Genomic DNA, 14,818 nt, shown 5'->3' with positions numbered 1-14,818 from the left:
ATTAGGAGTTGCGGGAGAGTCCCAGGGCGAGCTTCGGCCGGAGCGGCCACCTCGCCTCGCGCCCGCCGGTGAGACCGCCCGGGCGGAGGATCAGCACGACGATCAGCACGAGGCCCACGATGATCAGCCGACTGCCCGAGGGCAGCGACACGATCACGCCGCCGAGCTGGAGACCCGATTCCAGGAGCCCCAGCACGTGGTTGAGCACCGACACCACGATCACGCCCACCACGGCTCCCCAGAGCGAGAACATGCCGCCGATCACGAGCATCGCGATCGTGGTGAAGGTGAAGTCGAGGTTGAACTGCGAGGCCTGAACCACCCGGTTCGTCTGCGCCCAGAGCGCCCCGCCGACCGCGGCGACGGCTCCCGAGATCGCGAACGCGATGATCCGGTGCTTGGTCACGTGGATGCCCGAGGCCGGGGCCGCGGTGATGTCGTCGCGGGATGCGCGGAGCAGTCGAGCACTGCGGGAGCGGCTGTAGAACCAGGCCACCACCACCATGAGGAGTGCGATCACGAGCATGCTCTGCAGGTCGAGGGACTGCGGGATGCCGACCATGGATTGGCCCGAGCGCGGGCCGAGGGCCGTGGAGTAGGTGAGCACCTGCACCACGAGCATGAGCAGCGCGAAGGTCGCGATGCCGGCCTCGAGCCCGTGCAGCCGCATGAGGGCGGCCCCGGCGAGGAGCGCCACGACGCCGCCGACGACCGCGGCCACGAGCACCGCCACGAGCGGCGGGAGCGACGCGTCGCGGAGCACCGGCAGGAGCGCCGGCATGATCGAGTCCTTCATGTTCACGGGGATGGTGAGGAGCGACATCGTCCACGCACCGATCGCCACGAAGGCGAGGTGCCCGAACGACAGCACGCCGCTGTTGCTCACGAAGATCGACAGGCCCACCACGATCACGAGGTTGACCAGCATGTAGCCGAGGTCGACCCTGGCCGAGGAGGAGACGCCGCTCGCGAGGGCGGTGACGAGGTAGAGCAGGCCGAGCGGCGCGGCGATCGTCCAGGCGTCGCCCACCCACTCGGGAACGGGCACGAGGCCCTGGGCCTTGCGGTCGCGACGCATCATGTGCGCACCTTTCCGGCGCCTGCGGAGAACAGGCCGTTCGGCCGCAGCACGAGCACGGCGATGACGAGGAGGTAGACGAAGGCCGTGCGGAACGGATTGATCTCCGGCGGCAGCCAGCTGGTGAGGAGGGAGAGCGCCACGCCCACCACGAAGCCGCCGACGACCGCGCCGCGGAGGTTGCGAAGACCGCCGATCACGGCGCCGATGAGGCCGAAGAGCGTGGGCTGCACGCCGAACGAGGGCCCCACGGTGCCCGACTGCACGGTGAGCACGAAGGCGACGGCCGCGGCGATGAAGCCGCTGATGGCGAAGGTGACGGCGATCACGAGACCCGAGCGCACACCGAGCAGGCGCGCGATCCGGAAGTCGGCCGACGCGGCCTGCACCTGCAGCCCGATGCTCGTGCGGGTGAGGAAGAGCTGCACCCCCACGAGGAGCATGGCGGCGAGCACGATCGTGACGACCGAGAGCAGGTTGAGCCGCACGCCGCCGAGGTTCACGGAGGTCGAGAGCCCGCTCGCCACGGAGGCCGAGAGCACGTTGGCGCCGAAGATGCCCTCGTAGATGCGCTGCAGCAGGATGCTGAGGCCGAAGCTCGCGATGAGCAGCGTGGCCGCCGACTGCGAGCGCAGCCAGGAGAACACGGCGTAGTTCATGGCGAGCGCGACGGCCACGCCCACCACCGCGGCGCCCAGCACGGCGAGCACCGGGTTCATCGGCCAGACGATGATGAGCGTGTAGGCCGAGGCGGTGATGATCTCGCCGTAGGCGAAGTTCGCGAGCCGCAGCACGCCGAAGACGAGGCCGATGCCGAGCGCCGCGAGCGCGTAGACGGCGCCCGCGGAGGTGGCGTCGATGAGTGCCTGGAGGAAGGAGGTCATGATCCGAGGTAGGCCTTCGCGAGGAGTTCGGCGTCGGTGGCGTCGGCGGGGCCGAGGGTCATCGTGATCCTGCCTTCGCCGAGGACATGGGTGCGGGCGGCCGCGGCCACCGTCTGCTGCGCGCGCTGCTCCACGAGCAGCACGGCGGTGCCGGCCTGCTGCACTGCGGCGATGGCCTCGAAGACGGTGTCGATCGCGGTGGGCGAGAGGCCGAGCGAGGGCTCGTCGAGCACGAGCAGACGGGGCTCGGAGAGCAGGGCGCGCGCGATGGCGAGCTGCTGCTGCTGCCCGCCGGAGAGCAGGCCGGCGGGCCGGCCGAGGAACTCCCGCAGAATCGGGAAGAGCTCGAGCACCCACTCCCGCGTGGTGGCGAGGCCCGCTCTGTCGCGCCGCGCGACCTCGCCGAGGCGGAGGTTGTCGCTCACCGAGAGGGCCCCGAAGATGTGGTGGCCCTCGGGCACGAGGGCGAAGCCGGAGCGGGCGATCTGCTCGGGCTTGCGGCCGAGCAGGGACGTGCCCTCGAAGGTCAGCCGATCCGCTTTGCCGCGCACGGCCCCCGCGAGGGCGAGCAGGGTGGAGGACTTGCCGGCGCCGTTCGGGCCGATGACGCCCACGAGCTCGCCGGGGCCGACGTGGAACGAGACGCCCGCCACCGCGGTGACGCCGCCGTAGGCCACCGAGAGGTTCTGCACGTCGAGGATGGGCTCGGGGCGGGCGGATGCGGACGCAGCGTTCTGAGGTGTCTCACCGTTCACAGGGGTGTCAGGCATCGTCGCCTCCCGCGATCGTGGCGGCCATGCTGCCGAGATAGGACTCGGCCAGGCGCGGGTCGGCGCGCACCGTCTCGGGCGGCCCGTCGACCACGTTGGCGCCCGCGGCGAGCACGTGGATGTGGTCGCAGGCGCCGAAGATCAGCCGCATGTTGTGGTCGATGAGCAGCACGCCCACGTCGAGGTCGTCGACGACCGAGCGGATGGCGCTCTTGAACAGCTCCATCTCGCCGTCATTGAGTCCGGCGGCCGGCTCGTCGAGCAGCAGGTGGGTGGGGCGCGTGGCGAGGGCTCTGGCCACCCCGAGCCGGCGCTCGACGCCGTGCGGGAGGTGCGCGGCGCTCTCGCCGGCGTGCTCGAGCAGGTCGAAGCGGTCGAGGATCTCGATCGCCTCCCGCCGGGCGGCCCGGGAGCTGCGGCCGACGCCCAGGGCGCCGAGCTGCACGTTCTCGAGGATGGTCTGCTCCTTGAAGATGTGACCGTGCTGGAAGGTGCGCGCGACCCCGCGGCGGGTGCGCCGGTAGGAGCGCTCCCGGGTGCGGTCGACGCCGCCGAGGAGCACCCGGCCCTCGTCGGGCCGGTCGTAGCCGCTCAGGATGTTCACGAGGGTCGACTTGCCGGCGCCGTTCGGGCCGATCAGGCCCGTGATGCGCCCGGCCGGCACCTCGAGGTGCACGTCGCTCAGGGCCTTGACCCCGGCGAAGTGCCGGGTCACCCCCTCCGCGGCCAGGGTGCCCGAAGGCCCTGGCTGCGAAGAGGGCGACCCCTGCGGGGTGGAGCTGTCAGTCAACGAAGACGACCTTCTCGGGCGCCCGCTCCTCGAGGAACGCGAGCTCGCCGCCGGTGATCTTCATCACGCGCTGGGGGCGCTCGACGTTGATGTGCAGCTCATCGGTGAAGCTCGTCGGCCCCACCAGGAGGTCTTCGCCGTCGAAGGCGAGGAAGGCGTCGGCGAGGGCCTTGCCGTCCCACGAACCCGCGGTCTCGTGAGCCGCGACGAGCGCCTGCACGGTCGACGTGCCGGTCACGAAGCTGCCCACGCTCGGGCGCTCACCGTACTCGGCCTCGTAGCCGTCGGCCAGCTCGTTGACCGCCGCGTTGGGGTCGTCGCCCATGATGGAGGAGTAGGTCACGGTGTAGTAGTCGCTCAGCCCGGGAACGGAGTCGAGCCAGAAGGTGCCGTCCATGCCGAACCCCGAGACGATCGGGGCGGTCACGCCGTTGTCGCGGAGATCCTTGGCCGCCTGGGCGCCGCCCGGGCTGTAGCCGCAGTTGAACACCACGTCGGGCGCGGTGCCCGCGGTGATCTGGGAGACGGTCTCGACGATCGACTCGCCCTGCACGTAGTCGTAGGTGCCGACCGTGGTGCCGCCGAGCTCCTCGAAGCGCTTCTGGGCCACGTCGCACTGGCCGACCGTGTACTTGATCGAGGTGTCGGTGAGGAACACGGCGTTCTTCCAGCCCTCGTCGACGGCGAACTCGGCCATCACCGACGACTCGCCGGGGGTGCCGTTGCCCATCGAGAAGCCGAGCTCGAGGCCGCCCGCGGGGCCGTAGATGGTGTCACCCACGCACGGGGCGATGTTGAGGATGCCCGCGGCCTCGGCCACGAGGGAGGCGGGGCTCGCGACGTCGTAGTCGCAGGTCACGACGATGACGTCGGCGCCCGCGTCGATGACCTCCTGGGCCGCCGAGGCGTACTGGTCGAGGTCCGAGCCGGTGTCGACGATGTTGAGCTCGATCGGCGCTCCGTCGATGCCCCCGGCCTCGTTGACCGCGTCGACCTCCATCTTGATGGTGTTGAGCGCGGGGATGTCGAACGGCGACATGAAGCCGGTCTCGGCCATGACGACGCCGATGGTGAGACCCCCGCCCTCACCGGCGGCGGACGAGGTGGAGTCGGACTCGGCCGGGGCGCTGCTGACGCAGCCGGCGAGGAGCACGAACGACGCGGCGACCGCGACGGCGGCTCCGCTTCGGGCGACGATGGGTTTCATGACGGACCTCCGGGTAGGGATACGGGTGCGTTGCTGTGCGGTGCGTTGCGGTGCTGTCTGGAGACTCAAGCTACGGTGCTTTCGTTTCCGGAGAATTACAGCCGCATGACGATCGTTAGTTGAGGGTGCCAGATTCGGACGGTGGGCGCTAGAGTCGGGTCACACATCTGATTGGAGAATCGTGAGCGGATCGAATGTCATCGCAGAATTCCTCTCCGGGATCACCGGAGGCTCACTGAAGGTCGTCGACCTGACGAACAGGCTGAGCAGCACCACCCCAACCCTCCGCCTGCCGGATCCGTTCGCCAATCTGATCGACTTCAGCCTCGAAGAGGTCAGCGCCTACAACGAGCCCGGCCCGTACTGGAAGCACCACAACATCCACACCGGCGAGCACATCGGCACGCACATCGACGCCCCGGTGCACTGGGCCTCGGGCCGCGAGGGCCTCGACGTCTCCGAGATCCTGCCCGAGCGCCTGATCGGCCCGGCCTGTGTGATCGACAAGACCGCCGAGGTGGAGGCCGACGCCGACTTCCTGCTCGAGGTCGACGACATCCTGGCCTGGGAGGCCGAGCACGGCGAGCTCCCCGCGAACAGCTGGCTCCTCCTCCGCACCGGCTGGGAGAAGTTCTCGGACGACCAGGACGCGTTCCTCAACGCCGACGAGAACGGCCCGCACACCCCGGGCATCTCGGCCGCCTGCGCCCAGTGGCTCGCCGAGGAGCGCCCGATCTCGGGCTTCGGCGTGGAGACCGTGGGCATCGACGCCGGCTCGGCCGGCGGCATGGACCCGGCGTTCCCGGCCCACTACTACCTGCTCGGCGCCGACAAGTACGGCCTCACATCGCTCCAGAACCTCGGCGACCTCCCCGCCACCGGCGCCATGATCGTGGTCAGCCCGCTGCCGATCGTCGGCGGCACGGGCAGCCCCACCCGCGTGTTCGCGATCACCGGCGCCTGAGTCGTGAACGTCGCAGAACTCGTCGGAACCGCCCTCGGCCGGCTCGGTGTCGGCCACGTCTTCACCGTGGTCGGCAGTGGCAACTTCGAGGTCACCAACGCGCTCGCGGCCGCCGGCGTGCCGGTCACCACGGCCCGGCACGAGGGCGGTGCGGCCACGATGGCCGACGCCTTCTCCCGCATGAGCGACCTGCCCGCCGTGCTCACCACGCACCAGGGCTGCGGCCTCACCAACGCGGCCACGGGCATCGGCGAGGCGGCCAAGAGCCGCACGCCGATGATCGTGCTCACGGCCGACGTGGCGAACGGCTCGGTCACCTCGAACTTCAAGATCGATCAGGATGCGCTGGCCCGCAGTCTCGGCGCCGTCGCCGAGCGCGTGCACTCGGCGGGCACGGCGCTCGCGGATGTCGTGCGGGCCTACCGCACGGCCGTCAACGAGCGCCGCACGGTCGTGATCAGCCTGCCCCTCGACGTGCAGGCCGCCGCCGCTCCCGCTCTGCCGGACGACCTCTCGGTGCTGGCCGACACGCCGATCCGCCCGTCGGCCGCAGCCGTCGAGGAGCTCGCCGCCGCCATCCGCGCCGCCTCCCGCCCGGTGTTCGTGGCCGGCCGCGGAGCCCGTGGTGCGGGGCCCGAGCTCGTGGCCCTCGCCGAGGCATCCGGAGCCCTTCTGGCCACCTCGGCCGTGGCCAACGGACTCTTCCAGGGCCAGCCGTTCGCGCTCGGCATCTCGGGCGGTTTCTCGTCGCCCCGCACGGCCGAGCTCATCTCCTCCGCCGACCTCGTGGTGGGCTGGGGCTGCGCGCTCAACATGTGGACCATGCGGCACGGCAACCTCATCGGCCCCGACGCGACCGTCGTGCAGGTGGATGTCGAGGGCCGGGCCCTCGGCGCCAATCGCCCGATCGACCTCGGCGTGGTGGGCGACTCCGCTCTCACCGCCGTCGACGTGCTCGCGGCGCTCGAGGCGTCGCCGCGCGAGGGCGCCGGCTACCGCTCGGCGCCGCTCGAGGGCTCGGTGCGCTGGAACGACGAGGAGACGCCGGACGTCTCGACCGCCACGGCGATCGACCCGCGTGAGCTCTCGAAGGAGCTCGACCGGCTGCTGCCCGCCGAACGGATCGTGTCGATCGACTCGGGCAACTTCATGGGCTACCCGAGCGCCTACCTCGCGGTGCCGGACGAGCGGGGCTTCTGCTTCACGCAGGCCTTCCAGTCGATCGGCCTCGGGCTCGCCACCGCCATCGGCGCCGCGCTCGCGCAGCCGTCGCGGCTGCCCGTGCTCGGCACGGGAGACGGCGGGTTCCTGATGGCCATCGCGGAGCTCGAGACGGCCGTGCGGATCGGGCTGCCGCTCGTGGTGGTCGTCTACAACGACGCCGCCTACGGCGCGGAGGTGCACCACTTCGGCGAGGGCACGGACCTCTCGACCGTCACGTTCCCGGAGACCGACATCGCCTCGATCGCGCGCGGCTACGGGGCGGCCGCCCTCACGGTGCGGAGCCCCGCCGACCTGGCGGGCGTGACCGATTGGCTCGCATCCTCACCCACGGCGCCCCTGGTGATCGACGCGAAGATCGCCTCCGACGGCGGCTCCTGGTGGCTGCACGAGGCCTTCAAAGGCCACTAGCTGTCCGGCGACTGATTGCTACGCCTTCGAGAGCGAGCTCGAGCGTTCGCATGCGGTGGCCTTCGCGCGATGGCCCGTTCACGATACTCATGCTCTGCCACGGGAGACGTACTCCTCGATCACGACACCCGACTCGAAGGAGCGGGTTTCGGTCAGAGCGAACGCGGACAGCTCGTAGGGGGCACCGCCGAACATGGAGATGCCAGAGCCGAAGACGACGGGGTTGCGTTTGATGACGAGGCGATCGATCTCGGGCAGAAGCGTGCCTGCAAGCTCGCCACCACCGCAGAGCCAGACGTCCAGACCGTCTTCTTGCTTCAGGCTGCGGACCGTGGCGCGCGGATCGTCAGTGAGGATGATCGCCGGGTCGACGTCGCGTGAGTGGCGACTCGCGACGATCTGACGCAGGTGAGGGTAGGGGCTGGTGATGCCCATATCGAGTGCGGGTCTGAGTGTCTTCCACCCCATGATCACCGTGTCGAATCGCTTTCTTGGCGGTTCGATGCCCAGCGCTGCATGTGCATGCGCGGGCAACGCATCTGCGTACTCGCCGAACACCACCGACGAATGGTCGCCTTCGACAAGGAACGCGTCGAACCCACCCGTCGGGTCGGCGATATACCCGTCGATGCTGACGGCGACGTAATAGATCAGTTCTCGCACGATCTCTCCAATCACGACATTTGTCGTAGTTAAACTACAACAGCAGTCGTGGTTTGGCTAGCATGGGCGACATGGCCCGCAATGATGAACGACGCTCCGCTCTCGCCGACGCCGGGATCCGCGTGCTCGCTCAGGAAGGAGCCCGCGGTCTCACCCACCGAGCTGTCGACGCCGCAGCCGGCACGCCACGCGGCACCGCGTCGAACTACTTCCCGACCCGCGACGATCTCATCTCCGCACTCGTTGACCGCATCGGAGAGCGACTAACACCCGATCCCGACATCGTTCCTTCCCGTGGCGCTCGATCTGCCGACCGGGCACTCTTTGCCGACTACCTGCGAGACGTCGTGCGACGACTCAGCGCTGACCCGCATGTGTCGCTTGCCCTCTTCGAGCTGCGGCTGGAGGCCGCTCGACGCCCCGCAATCGCCGCGACGCTCGGAACGTGGCGACAGCGAGCATTCCAGGAGGATGTCGCATTCAACGACGCTTCTGGCCTGCCCGGGGGGCGAACCGAGATCGCCTTGTTCCACTACGCCATCGACGGACTGATGCTCGACCACCTCACCGCGCCACTCGACACGGGATTATCTGTCGACGCCGCTGTTGACGAACTCGTCGACCGCATACTTCAGTAAGCCTGCTCTCAGCCCTACGAGTGTGCGCGTCGACAACCTCCTGGCCAGCAACAACTAGCGCCCTCTGCAGAGGGAGTCAGGCCCACATCTGGGTATAGGGGTGGGAGCAGAGCTCCACGACCGTGCCCCAGGGGTCCTCCATGTACTGGATGCGGTAGTTCTTCGCCGGGTCGATGACCACCGTCTCCGAGCGGGCACGGCCGCCGGCGGCCACGATCCGGTCGCTCACGCCCTCGAAGTCGACGGCCGTGAGCGAGATGTGGTTGATGCCCGTCTTCCAGAACTCGAAGTTGTCCTCGGGCGCCACCGTGGCGGGCGAGGCGAAGGTGAAGAGCTCGAGCCCCGCACCGTCGGCACCGCAGAGGTGCGCGAACCGGAAGCTCGTGAAGCCCACGCCGTAGATGTTGGTCGCCGCGATGCCGAGGGGGCTGTCGTCCTCCAGCACCTCGAGCGGGCCGGCCAGCAGGTAGTAGCCGAGCGTGTCGCGGTACCAGTCGATGGCGGCCTCGAGGTCGGGCACGGTGACGCCGGCGTGACTGAAGGCGGTGGCGGGGGGAGGCGTGGCCATGGTGTCTCGTTCCTTCGGGGTGGATGCCTGGGTGGATGCCGGGGGCGGCTGGTCTAGGCGGGTGAGGTCAGATCCGTCGCCGTCACGCGGTTGCGGAGTTCGCCGAGGCCGTCGACACGCGTGACGATCTCGTCGCCGTCGGCCAGGAACACCGCGGGCTCGCGCGCGCTGCCGATGCCGCTCGGCGTGCCCGTGAGCAGCACGTCGCCGGCCTCGAGGGTCATTCCGCGGCTGAGCTCCTCGAGCAGCACGGGCACGGGGAACGCCATCGCGGTGGCGGAGGAGTTCTGCCGCAGCTCGCCGTTGACGGTGAGCGAGAGGTGCAGGGCGTCGAGGTCGACCTCGTCGGCCGTCGTGATCCACGGGCCGATCGGCATCGTGCCGTCGACGGACTTGCCCTTCAGCCACTGCCCGCCGTGCTGGCGCTGCAGGTCGCGCTGCGAGACGTCGTTGGCCACGAAGTAGCCGAACACGTGCCGAGCGGCGGTCTCGGCGCGGAGCGAGCGCCCGCCGGTGCCGATGACGAGCGCCACCTCGGCCTCGTAGTCCCACTTCGCCGAGAGCGCGGCGTCGAAGGCGATCGGATCGGTCGGCCCGATCACGACGCCCGGGCCCTTCGTGAAGAACGTGGGGTGCTCGGGCATCTCGTCCGGCCCCTGGCCCGCGCGCTTGCCGAGCGACTCGTAGAAGTGGTCGGTGTAGTTCCAGCCCGTGCAGAGGATGTCGCGGTTGAAGCGCGCGAGCGGGGCGAGCAGCACGGCGTCGGCGAGCGCCACCGTCTCGGCCGTCGGCAGCAGCTCCTCGACCGCGGCGAGCGCGGCCGCGAGGCCGAGCCGCACGAGGTCGTCGATCGTGGGGGCGCCGGCGGGCAGCACGAGCAGCTGCTCGCCCTCCACCACGGCCGTGCGCGGGGCATCCGTGGAGCCTGCGTCGCCGAGCGCGATGCGTGCGAGCCGCATCCTCAGCAGCTGCTGTCGGTGAGGTGCTCGTAGCAGAGCGCGAGATCGCCCACCGCCACGCCGAGCGCCGCGAGAGCCACCCGCACGTTCGACTCGGTGCTGGGGGCGAGTCCGCCGCCGGCCTCGAGGGCCTTCAGGCTCTCGTAGGCGTCGAGGAGCTGCTGCTCCTTGGCGGTCAGTTCGTTGCCGATGAGGTCAACGGCCATGTCGTCAGCTCCTTGTTTCTACTGTCTGCTGTCGGTTGTCTGCGGTGGGAGTCGGGTGCTTCAGCGCAGGTCCTGGAGGCGCTTGGCCTTCAGCTCGAAGCGGGGGAGGGTGTTCTCGGGCGCGCGCTCGATGATGAAACGCAGGCCCTCGTGGCCGTCGGCCAGCTCGGTGCCGAGCTTCGCGATGAGCTCGGTCCACTCCGCATCGGTCACCGAGGGCACGGGCTCGGCGAGCAGCGTGATCTCGTCGCGGATGCCCTCCCGGGTGATCTTCACCTGGAACTCGTCGATCACGGGGAACGCCCGCACGATGGCCTCGACGGCGCGGGGGTAGACGTTCGTGCCGCGCACGAGCTTCATGTCGTCGACCCGGCCGAGGATGCCGCCCTGGTAGAGGTCCCAGGTGCGCCCGTTCGAGGTGGTGGTGTGCGGCACCTTCACCACGAGGTCGGAGGTGCGGTACTTGATGAGGGGGATCATGCTGCGGCCGAACGACGTCGTGATGCGCTCACCCCGCTCGCCGTAGGGCAGCTCGATGCCGGTCTCGGGATCGATCACGCGTTCCACGAACTGGTCCTCGATGATGTGGGTGCCGCCCGGCTGGTCCTCCGGCTCGAACATGAAGATGGTCGAGATCTCGGTCATTCCGGCGGTGTCGAACGACTTGGCGCCCCACAGCTCCTCGATGAGCTCCTTGGTCTTCGGCGGGATGGGCTCGCCCGAGAGCACGATCCGGCTCACCTTGGAGTTCTTCAGGTCGATGCCGAGGCTCTCCGCCTCCTGCGCGAGCCGCAGGGCGTAGGTGGGGGTGGAGGCCACGACCGTGACGTCGTAGTCGATGATCTGCTTCACGCGGGTGGGGGTGGGCTGGGCACCGCCCGGGATCGTGGTGGCGCCGAGCTTCTCGAGGCCGTTGTGCAGGCCCCAGAAGCCGATGAAGGTGCCGTAGCCGAAGGCCACGTAGCCGATGTCGTGCGGGCGCACGCCCATGCCCCAGAGGGCGTACGACCACATCTCGGCCGACCACGACCAGTCCTTGCGGCTGTCGAGCGCCCGCAGCGGGGTCTTGCCCGAGGTGCCGCTCGTGGTGTGGAAGCGGATCGCGTTCTCGTGACCGGCCACCGGCAGCTCGCCGTAGGGCGGGAAGTCGTTCTGGCTGCGCATCCACTCCTCACGGGTGAGGAACGGCACGCGGTCGTAGTCGTCCCAGCTGTTCAGCTGAGACGAGTCGAACCCGGCCCGCTGGAACGACTTCTGGTAGAACACGCTGCGCGCTTCGGCCCATTCCACCACCCGCTTGAACTTCACGAACTGGAGGGCGCGCAGGTCGTCCCTCGACATCGTCTCCGTCTTCGGGTTCCAGTACGGGCTGTCATTCATCAGCGAATCACCTTTCGTTCGATTCCGGCGTGATGGAGCGGGTACTCCATCGACAGTAGGCATCGTTCGTTTCGGCCAGATTACATTGCAGTTACGATCGTCACTAGTGCGGAATGGATTTTTTCGGCACCGGATGTCCCGAGACGAAGTCGGCCAGGTTCGTCACCCAGTGGGCGGAGACCTCGGCGAAGCGCACGGGATGCACATCGCGGAGCATCGGTGCATCACCCCAGAGCGGCCGGTTGCCGAACTGGAACGGCAGATCGAAGCAGTGTGCGGCGCCGAGGCCCTCGAGCGGGCTGCGCTCCTCGAAGCGCTCGAGCTGCACGGGCCGGCCGAGGGCTGCGTGGGCGGCGGCGAGCGCCACGGCGAACCCCGAGAAGTGCCGCCAGGTGGTGAGGGAGACGAGGCGCTCGTAGGGCGTGCCACCGGCGGGCGGCGGGGCGCCCCACTCCCCCGCGAGCCGGTCGACCTGCGCGTCGGTCACGGCGCGATCGACCGGGTCGGCGAAGCCGAAGATCCCCGTCTCGTCGGCGGTGGTGCGGATGTACACGGCGTCGGCGTGGCAGGTGGCCGCGGCGACCTGCGGGTCGAACAGATCGGGCGCCGCGAACTCGCCCTCCGCCGGCAGGTACGAGCGGGGGAGCTCACCGAGCGGGCGGTCGAACGCAAGCGCCGCACGACCCGCCGCGAGCAGCTCGCCGAGGGGCACCCGCTGGAGCGACGCATCCCCCGTGAGCTCCTGCACCCGGGCCGTGATCGCGCGTGCGAGCTCCGGCGAGCGCCCGGGCTCGGTGCCCATGCTGAGGTGGGCCACCCGCCGGAGAAGGCCCCGAGCGGCCGGATGCACGCTCAGCGCGTGCCCGTACCAGCCGCCCGCGGAATGGCCGGCGACCGTCACCTCGAGCGGATCGCCGCCGTAGGAGGAGATGTTCTCCTGCACCCAGTCCAGCGCGAGCAGCAGATCCTCCACCGGGCGGTTGTGCAGCACCTCGGTGTCGTCCGGCTGCAGGTGCGCGAGCGGGCCCACCCGGTAGTTGACGGTGACCACCACGATGCCGCGGGCCGCGAGCACCGAGCCGTCGTACCAGGCCGCCGACCCGCCGCCCGTCGCCCACGCCCCACCGTGCAGGTAGACCAGCACGGGGAGGTCGCGGGCACCCTCCGGCGCCCACACGTTGAGGTGGAAGGCGTCTTCGGACTGCGGGTTGCGCTCGAGCTCCGTGCCCATGGCGGCCGAGAGGCGGCTGGGCAGCTGCGGGAAGACGGGCACGTCGACGAGGCGCCGCACCCCCAGCTGGCCACGGGCACGCACGGGAGCGGCGAACCGCTCGCCGCCCGCAAGCTCGGCATAGCGCAGCCCGAGCGACGCGACGATGCGGTTCACGCTAGAGCACGGGAACGATGTACTCGGCGCCCACGAGTCCGTCGGCGAACACCTCGTAGCTCATCGGGGCGGCCACGGCACCGTGCCGCGCGCCGGTGTTGACGTCGCGCCACAGCTTCTCGAGCGGGCTCGACGCGGCGAACGCCGACGAACCGGCCAGCCACATCAGCTCGTTCATCGCCTCGACCGTGCTGCGGCCCGAGTGCCCGGCGTCGCCGCGGATCTTCGCGCGCTGCTCGGAGGTGAGCGGCACCGTGCCCTGCGCGGTGCGGTCGATGAGCTCCGCCGCGCGGGTGAGGTGCAGGATGGAGGTGTCGATCTTCATGGCGGCCTCGCCGAGATCCTTCACGAACGCGCCCGACTCGTTCTGCTTCGCGTAGGTCGTGTTCGCCACACCCCTCTTCTTCGCGTTCGCGGCCACGATGTCGAGGGCGGCCTGGGCGGCCCCCACGATCGGCGCCGAGATGGTGGTGGCCATGGTGGCCATCGGGGTGAGCCGGCGGCCGAGCGGCGCCTCGGCATCCGTCTCGAACGCCTCGCCCATCAGTCGTTCGTAGAAGCAGACGCGGTCGGCGGGGATCCAGACGTCCTCGGCCACGATCGTGTTGCTGCCGGTGGCGCGCATGCCGACGGTGTGCCAGGTGTCCTTCACGGTGTACTCGCCGCGCTTCATGAGGGCGAAGCCGATCTCGGTCTCGCCCTCTGGGGCACCTTCTCGCTGCACGGGGAGGATGCCGATGGCCCAGTCGGAGTCGTTGACGTTCGAGGAGTACGGCCACTCCCCCGCCACCCGGTAGCCGCCGTCCTCGCCTTTCGCGAAGCCGTGCGGGCTCACGAAGATCGAGGCCATCTTCACGGTCTCGCCCGAGCCGAAGACCTCCTCCACCACGGAGTCCTCGAAGCGGTTGGTGAGCATGACCGAGCCGTTCGAGATCACGGTGACCCACCCGGATGCCGCGCAGTAGTAGGCGAGCGTGCGGGCGACCTCGGCGAGCATGAGCGCACCGCCCTCGTAGCCGCCGTAGCGCGCGAGGCGGGCGATGTCGAAGGCTCCGGTCGACTGGATCGCGGCGATCGACTCGGCGGGCAGGCAGCGGCCGGCCTCCCCTGCGGCCCAGTTGGCACGGAGGGTGGGGCCGATCTCGTGGATGCGGCGCACGATCTCCGCGGTGGTCGCGACGCTCTCTGCGGGCGCGGGCGCGGGCGCTGCGGATGTGGGCGATCCCGGCGTGGGCGCTGCGGGGGCCTCGAGGGTTGCGGTGCTTTCCATGATGCTGACTCCTCTTATTCAGGGGTGGGGATGCTGCGGGAGACCTCGAGGAGGTCCATGTACTCGGCGGAGGCCACGATCCTGCCGTCCGCGATGGTCATGACGGTCACGATGTCGTTGTCGAAGGTGGCGCCGGTGATCGACTCCGCCCGCTCGTGCACCTGCGTGACGACGGTGGAGCGCTCGAGGTCCTCGAACATGCCGGTGACCGTCATCTGCACGGTGCCCGGCGTGAACGAGGCGATGAGGGTGGCGATGAGCTCGCCGAAGAACTCGTCCTGACCGTGGTAGGTCTTCGCGATCGGCACGGTGCGGCCGACGACCGTCCACTCGACATCCGGGGCGAGCACCGCTTTCAGGGTGTCGACGTCGCCCGTGGCGTTGGCCGCCCAGAAGCGCTCGACGAGGGGGAGGTTGGACAT

Annotated in this window: 16 protein-coding genes; 3 read left to right on the top strand and 13 right to left on the bottom strand. The window is 69.8% G+C overall.

What is annotated here, in order from left to right:
* Position 1: 1 nt before the first annotated feature.
* From N1028_RS12110 to N1028_RS12090, 5 genes are read right to left on the bottom strand one after another with little or no spacing between them, the layout of a single operon-like run.
* Positions 2–1,081 (bottom strand): branched-chain amino acid ABC transporter permease, encoded by a 1,080-nt coding sequence (locus tag N1028_RS12110; protein WP_259529267.1) that lies wholly within the window; start codon positions 1,079–1,081, stop codon positions 2–4.
* The gene (locus N1028_RS12105) at positions 1,078–1,962 is read right to left on the bottom strand and encodes a branched-chain amino acid ABC transporter permease (protein WP_259529266.1); all 885 of its coding nucleotides are present in this window, start codon (positions 1,960–1,962) and stop codon (positions 1,078–1,080) included. The genes N1028_RS12110 and N1028_RS12105 overlap by 4 nt, the downstream gene beginning before the upstream one ends.
* On the bottom strand, positions 1,959–2,732 hold the full coding sequence (locus tag N1028_RS12100; protein WP_259529264.1) for an ABC transporter ATP-binding protein: 774 nt from the start codon (positions 2,730–2,732) through the stop codon (positions 1,959–1,961). Before N1028_RS12100 ends, N1028_RS12105 begins: the two co-directional genes overlap by 4 nt.
* Positions 2,725–3,522 carry an ABC transporter ATP-binding protein gene (locus N1028_RS12095; RefSeq protein ID WP_259529262.1) on the bottom strand — a complete coding sequence of 266 codons (798 nt, stop codon included), beginning with the start codon at positions 3,520–3,522 and terminating at the stop codon, positions 2,725–2,727. Before N1028_RS12095 ends, N1028_RS12100 begins: the two co-directional genes overlap by 8 nt.
* Positions 3,515–4,729: an ABC transporter substrate-binding protein gene (locus N1028_RS12090; protein WP_259529258.1), complete on the bottom strand. Its 1,215-nt coding sequence runs from the start codon at positions 4,727–4,729 to the stop codon at positions 3,515–3,517. Before N1028_RS12090 ends, N1028_RS12095 begins: the two co-directional genes overlap by 8 nt.
* 181 nt (positions 4,730–4,910) lie before the next feature.
* Between N1028_RS12090 and N1028_RS12085 the strand changes: the two genes are divergently transcribed.
* Positions 4,911–5,693, top strand: a complete 783-nt coding sequence (locus tag N1028_RS12085) for a cyclase family protein (protein ID WP_259529255.1) — start codon at positions 4,911–4,913, stop codon at positions 5,691–5,693.
* Positions 5,694–5,696: 3 nt separating this feature from the next.
* Positions 5,697–7,325, top strand: coding sequence for a thiamine pyrophosphate-binding protein (locus N1028_RS12080; RefSeq protein WP_259529252.1), 1,629 nt, complete (start codon positions 5,697–5,699; stop codon positions 7,323–7,325).
* Positions 7,326–7,412: 87 nt separating this feature from the next.
* Here the strand turns inward: N1028_RS12080 and N1028_RS12075 are convergent, their stop codons facing one another.
* Positions 7,413–7,988: a dihydrofolate reductase family protein gene (locus N1028_RS12075; RefSeq protein ID WP_259529250.1), complete on the bottom strand. Its 576-nt coding sequence runs from the start codon at positions 7,986–7,988 to the stop codon at positions 7,413–7,415.
* 62 nt (positions 7,989–8,050) lie between these two features.
* Between N1028_RS12075 and N1028_RS12070 the strand changes: the two genes are divergently transcribed.
* A complete protein-coding gene (locus N1028_RS12070; RefSeq protein WP_259529248.1) occupies positions 8,051–8,626 on the top strand; it encodes a TetR/AcrR family transcriptional regulator in 576 nt (191 codons plus the stop codon).
* A gap of 76 nt (positions 8,627–8,702) precedes the next feature.
* On the opposite strand, the gene N1028_RS12065 is transcribed toward N1028_RS12070, so the two are convergent.
* The 7 genes from N1028_RS12065 to N1028_RS12035 form a co-directional block, all read right to left on the bottom strand.
* Complete coding sequence (locus N1028_RS12065) at positions 8,703–9,194, bottom strand: VOC family protein (protein WP_259529247.1); 492 nt, start codon at positions 9,192–9,194, stop codon at positions 8,703–8,705.
* A gap of 53 nt (positions 9,195–9,247) precedes the next feature.
* On the bottom strand, positions 9,248–10,153 hold the full coding sequence (locus N1028_RS12060; protein ID WP_259529246.1) for a fumarylacetoacetate hydrolase family protein: 906 nt from the start codon (positions 10,151–10,153) through the stop codon (positions 9,248–9,250).
* 2 nt (positions 10,154–10,155) lie between these two features.
* Positions 10,156–10,359 (bottom strand): DUF6052 family protein, encoded by a 204-nt coding sequence (locus N1028_RS12055; protein ID WP_259529245.1) that lies wholly within the window; start codon positions 10,357–10,359, stop codon positions 10,156–10,158.
* A 60-nt stretch (positions 10,360–10,419) separates the two neighbouring features.
* The gene (locus N1028_RS12050) at positions 10,420–11,739 is read right to left on the bottom strand and encodes a phenylacetate--CoA ligase family protein (RefSeq protein ID WP_259529244.1); all 1,320 of its coding nucleotides are present in this window, start codon (positions 11,737–11,739) and stop codon (positions 10,420–10,422) included.
* A gap of 103 nt (positions 11,740–11,842) precedes the next feature.
* Positions 11,843–13,126 carry a carboxylesterase family protein gene (locus N1028_RS12045; RefSeq protein ID WP_259529242.1) on the bottom strand — a complete coding sequence of 428 codons (1,284 nt, stop codon included), beginning with the start codon at positions 13,124–13,126 and terminating at the stop codon, positions 11,843–11,845.
* Between the two features lies 1 nt (position 13,127).
* Entirely contained in the window at positions 13,128–14,396 is a 1,269-nt protein-coding gene (locus tag N1028_RS12040) for an acyl-CoA dehydrogenase family protein (protein WP_259529240.1), read from the bottom strand.
* Positions 14,397–14,410: 14 nt separating this feature from the next.
* Positions 14,411–14,818 carry a nuclear transport factor 2 family protein gene (locus tag N1028_RS12035; protein WP_259529237.1) on the bottom strand — a complete coding sequence of 136 codons (408 nt, stop codon included), beginning with the start codon at positions 14,816–14,818 and terminating at the stop codon, positions 14,411–14,413.

This window comes from Herbiconiux oxytropis (assembly GCF_024979315.1).
Classification (GTDB): Bacteria; Actinomycetota; Actinomycetes; order Actinomycetales; family Microbacteriaceae; genus Herbiconiux; species Herbiconiux oxytropis.
Note: the sequence above shows the minus strand (reverse complement) of the source record. Positions and strands in the feature narration are given on the sequence as shown.

Coding starts and splice junctions, on each gene's coding strand:
- N1028_RS12110 (WP_259529267.1), bottom strand. CDS start 1,081: ATGATGCGTCGCGACCGCAAGGCCCAGGGCCTCGTGCCCGTTCCCGAG.
- N1028_RS12105 (WP_259529266.1), bottom strand. CDS start 1,962: ATGACCTCCTTCCTCCAGGCACTCATCGACGCCACCTCCGCGGGCGCC.
- N1028_RS12100 (WP_259529264.1), bottom strand. CDS start 2,732: ATGCCTGACACCCCTGTGAACGGTGAGACACCTCAGAACGCTGCGTCC.
- N1028_RS12090 (WP_259529258.1), bottom strand. CDS start 4,729: ATGAAACCCATCGTCGCCCGAAGCGGAGCCGCCGTCGCGGTCGCCGCG.
- N1028_RS12070 (WP_259529248.1), top strand. CDS start 8,051: ATGGGCGACATGGCCCGCAATGATGAACGACGCTCCGCTCTCGCCGAC.
- N1028_RS12065 (WP_259529247.1), bottom strand. CDS start 9,194: ATGGCCACGCCTCCCCCCGCCACCGCCTTCAGTCACGCCGGCGTCACC.
- N1028_RS12060 (WP_259529246.1), bottom strand. CDS start 10,153: ATGCGGCTCGCACGCATCGCGCTCGGCGACGCAGGCTCCACGGATGCC.
- N1028_RS12055 (WP_259529245.1), bottom strand. CDS start 10,359: ATGGCCGTTGACCTCATCGGCAACGAACTGACCGCCAAGGAGCAGCAG.
- N1028_RS12050 (WP_259529244.1), bottom strand. CDS start 11,739: ATGAATGACAGCCCGTACTGGAACCCGAAGACGGAGACGATGTCGAGG.
- N1028_RS12040 (WP_259529240.1), bottom strand. CDS start 14,396: ATGGAAAGCACCGCAACCCTCGAGGCCCCCGCAGCGCCCACGCCGGGA.
- N1028_RS12035 (WP_259529237.1), bottom strand. CDS start 14,818: ATGTCCAACCTCCCCCTCGTCGAGCGCTTCTGGGCGGCCAACGCCACG.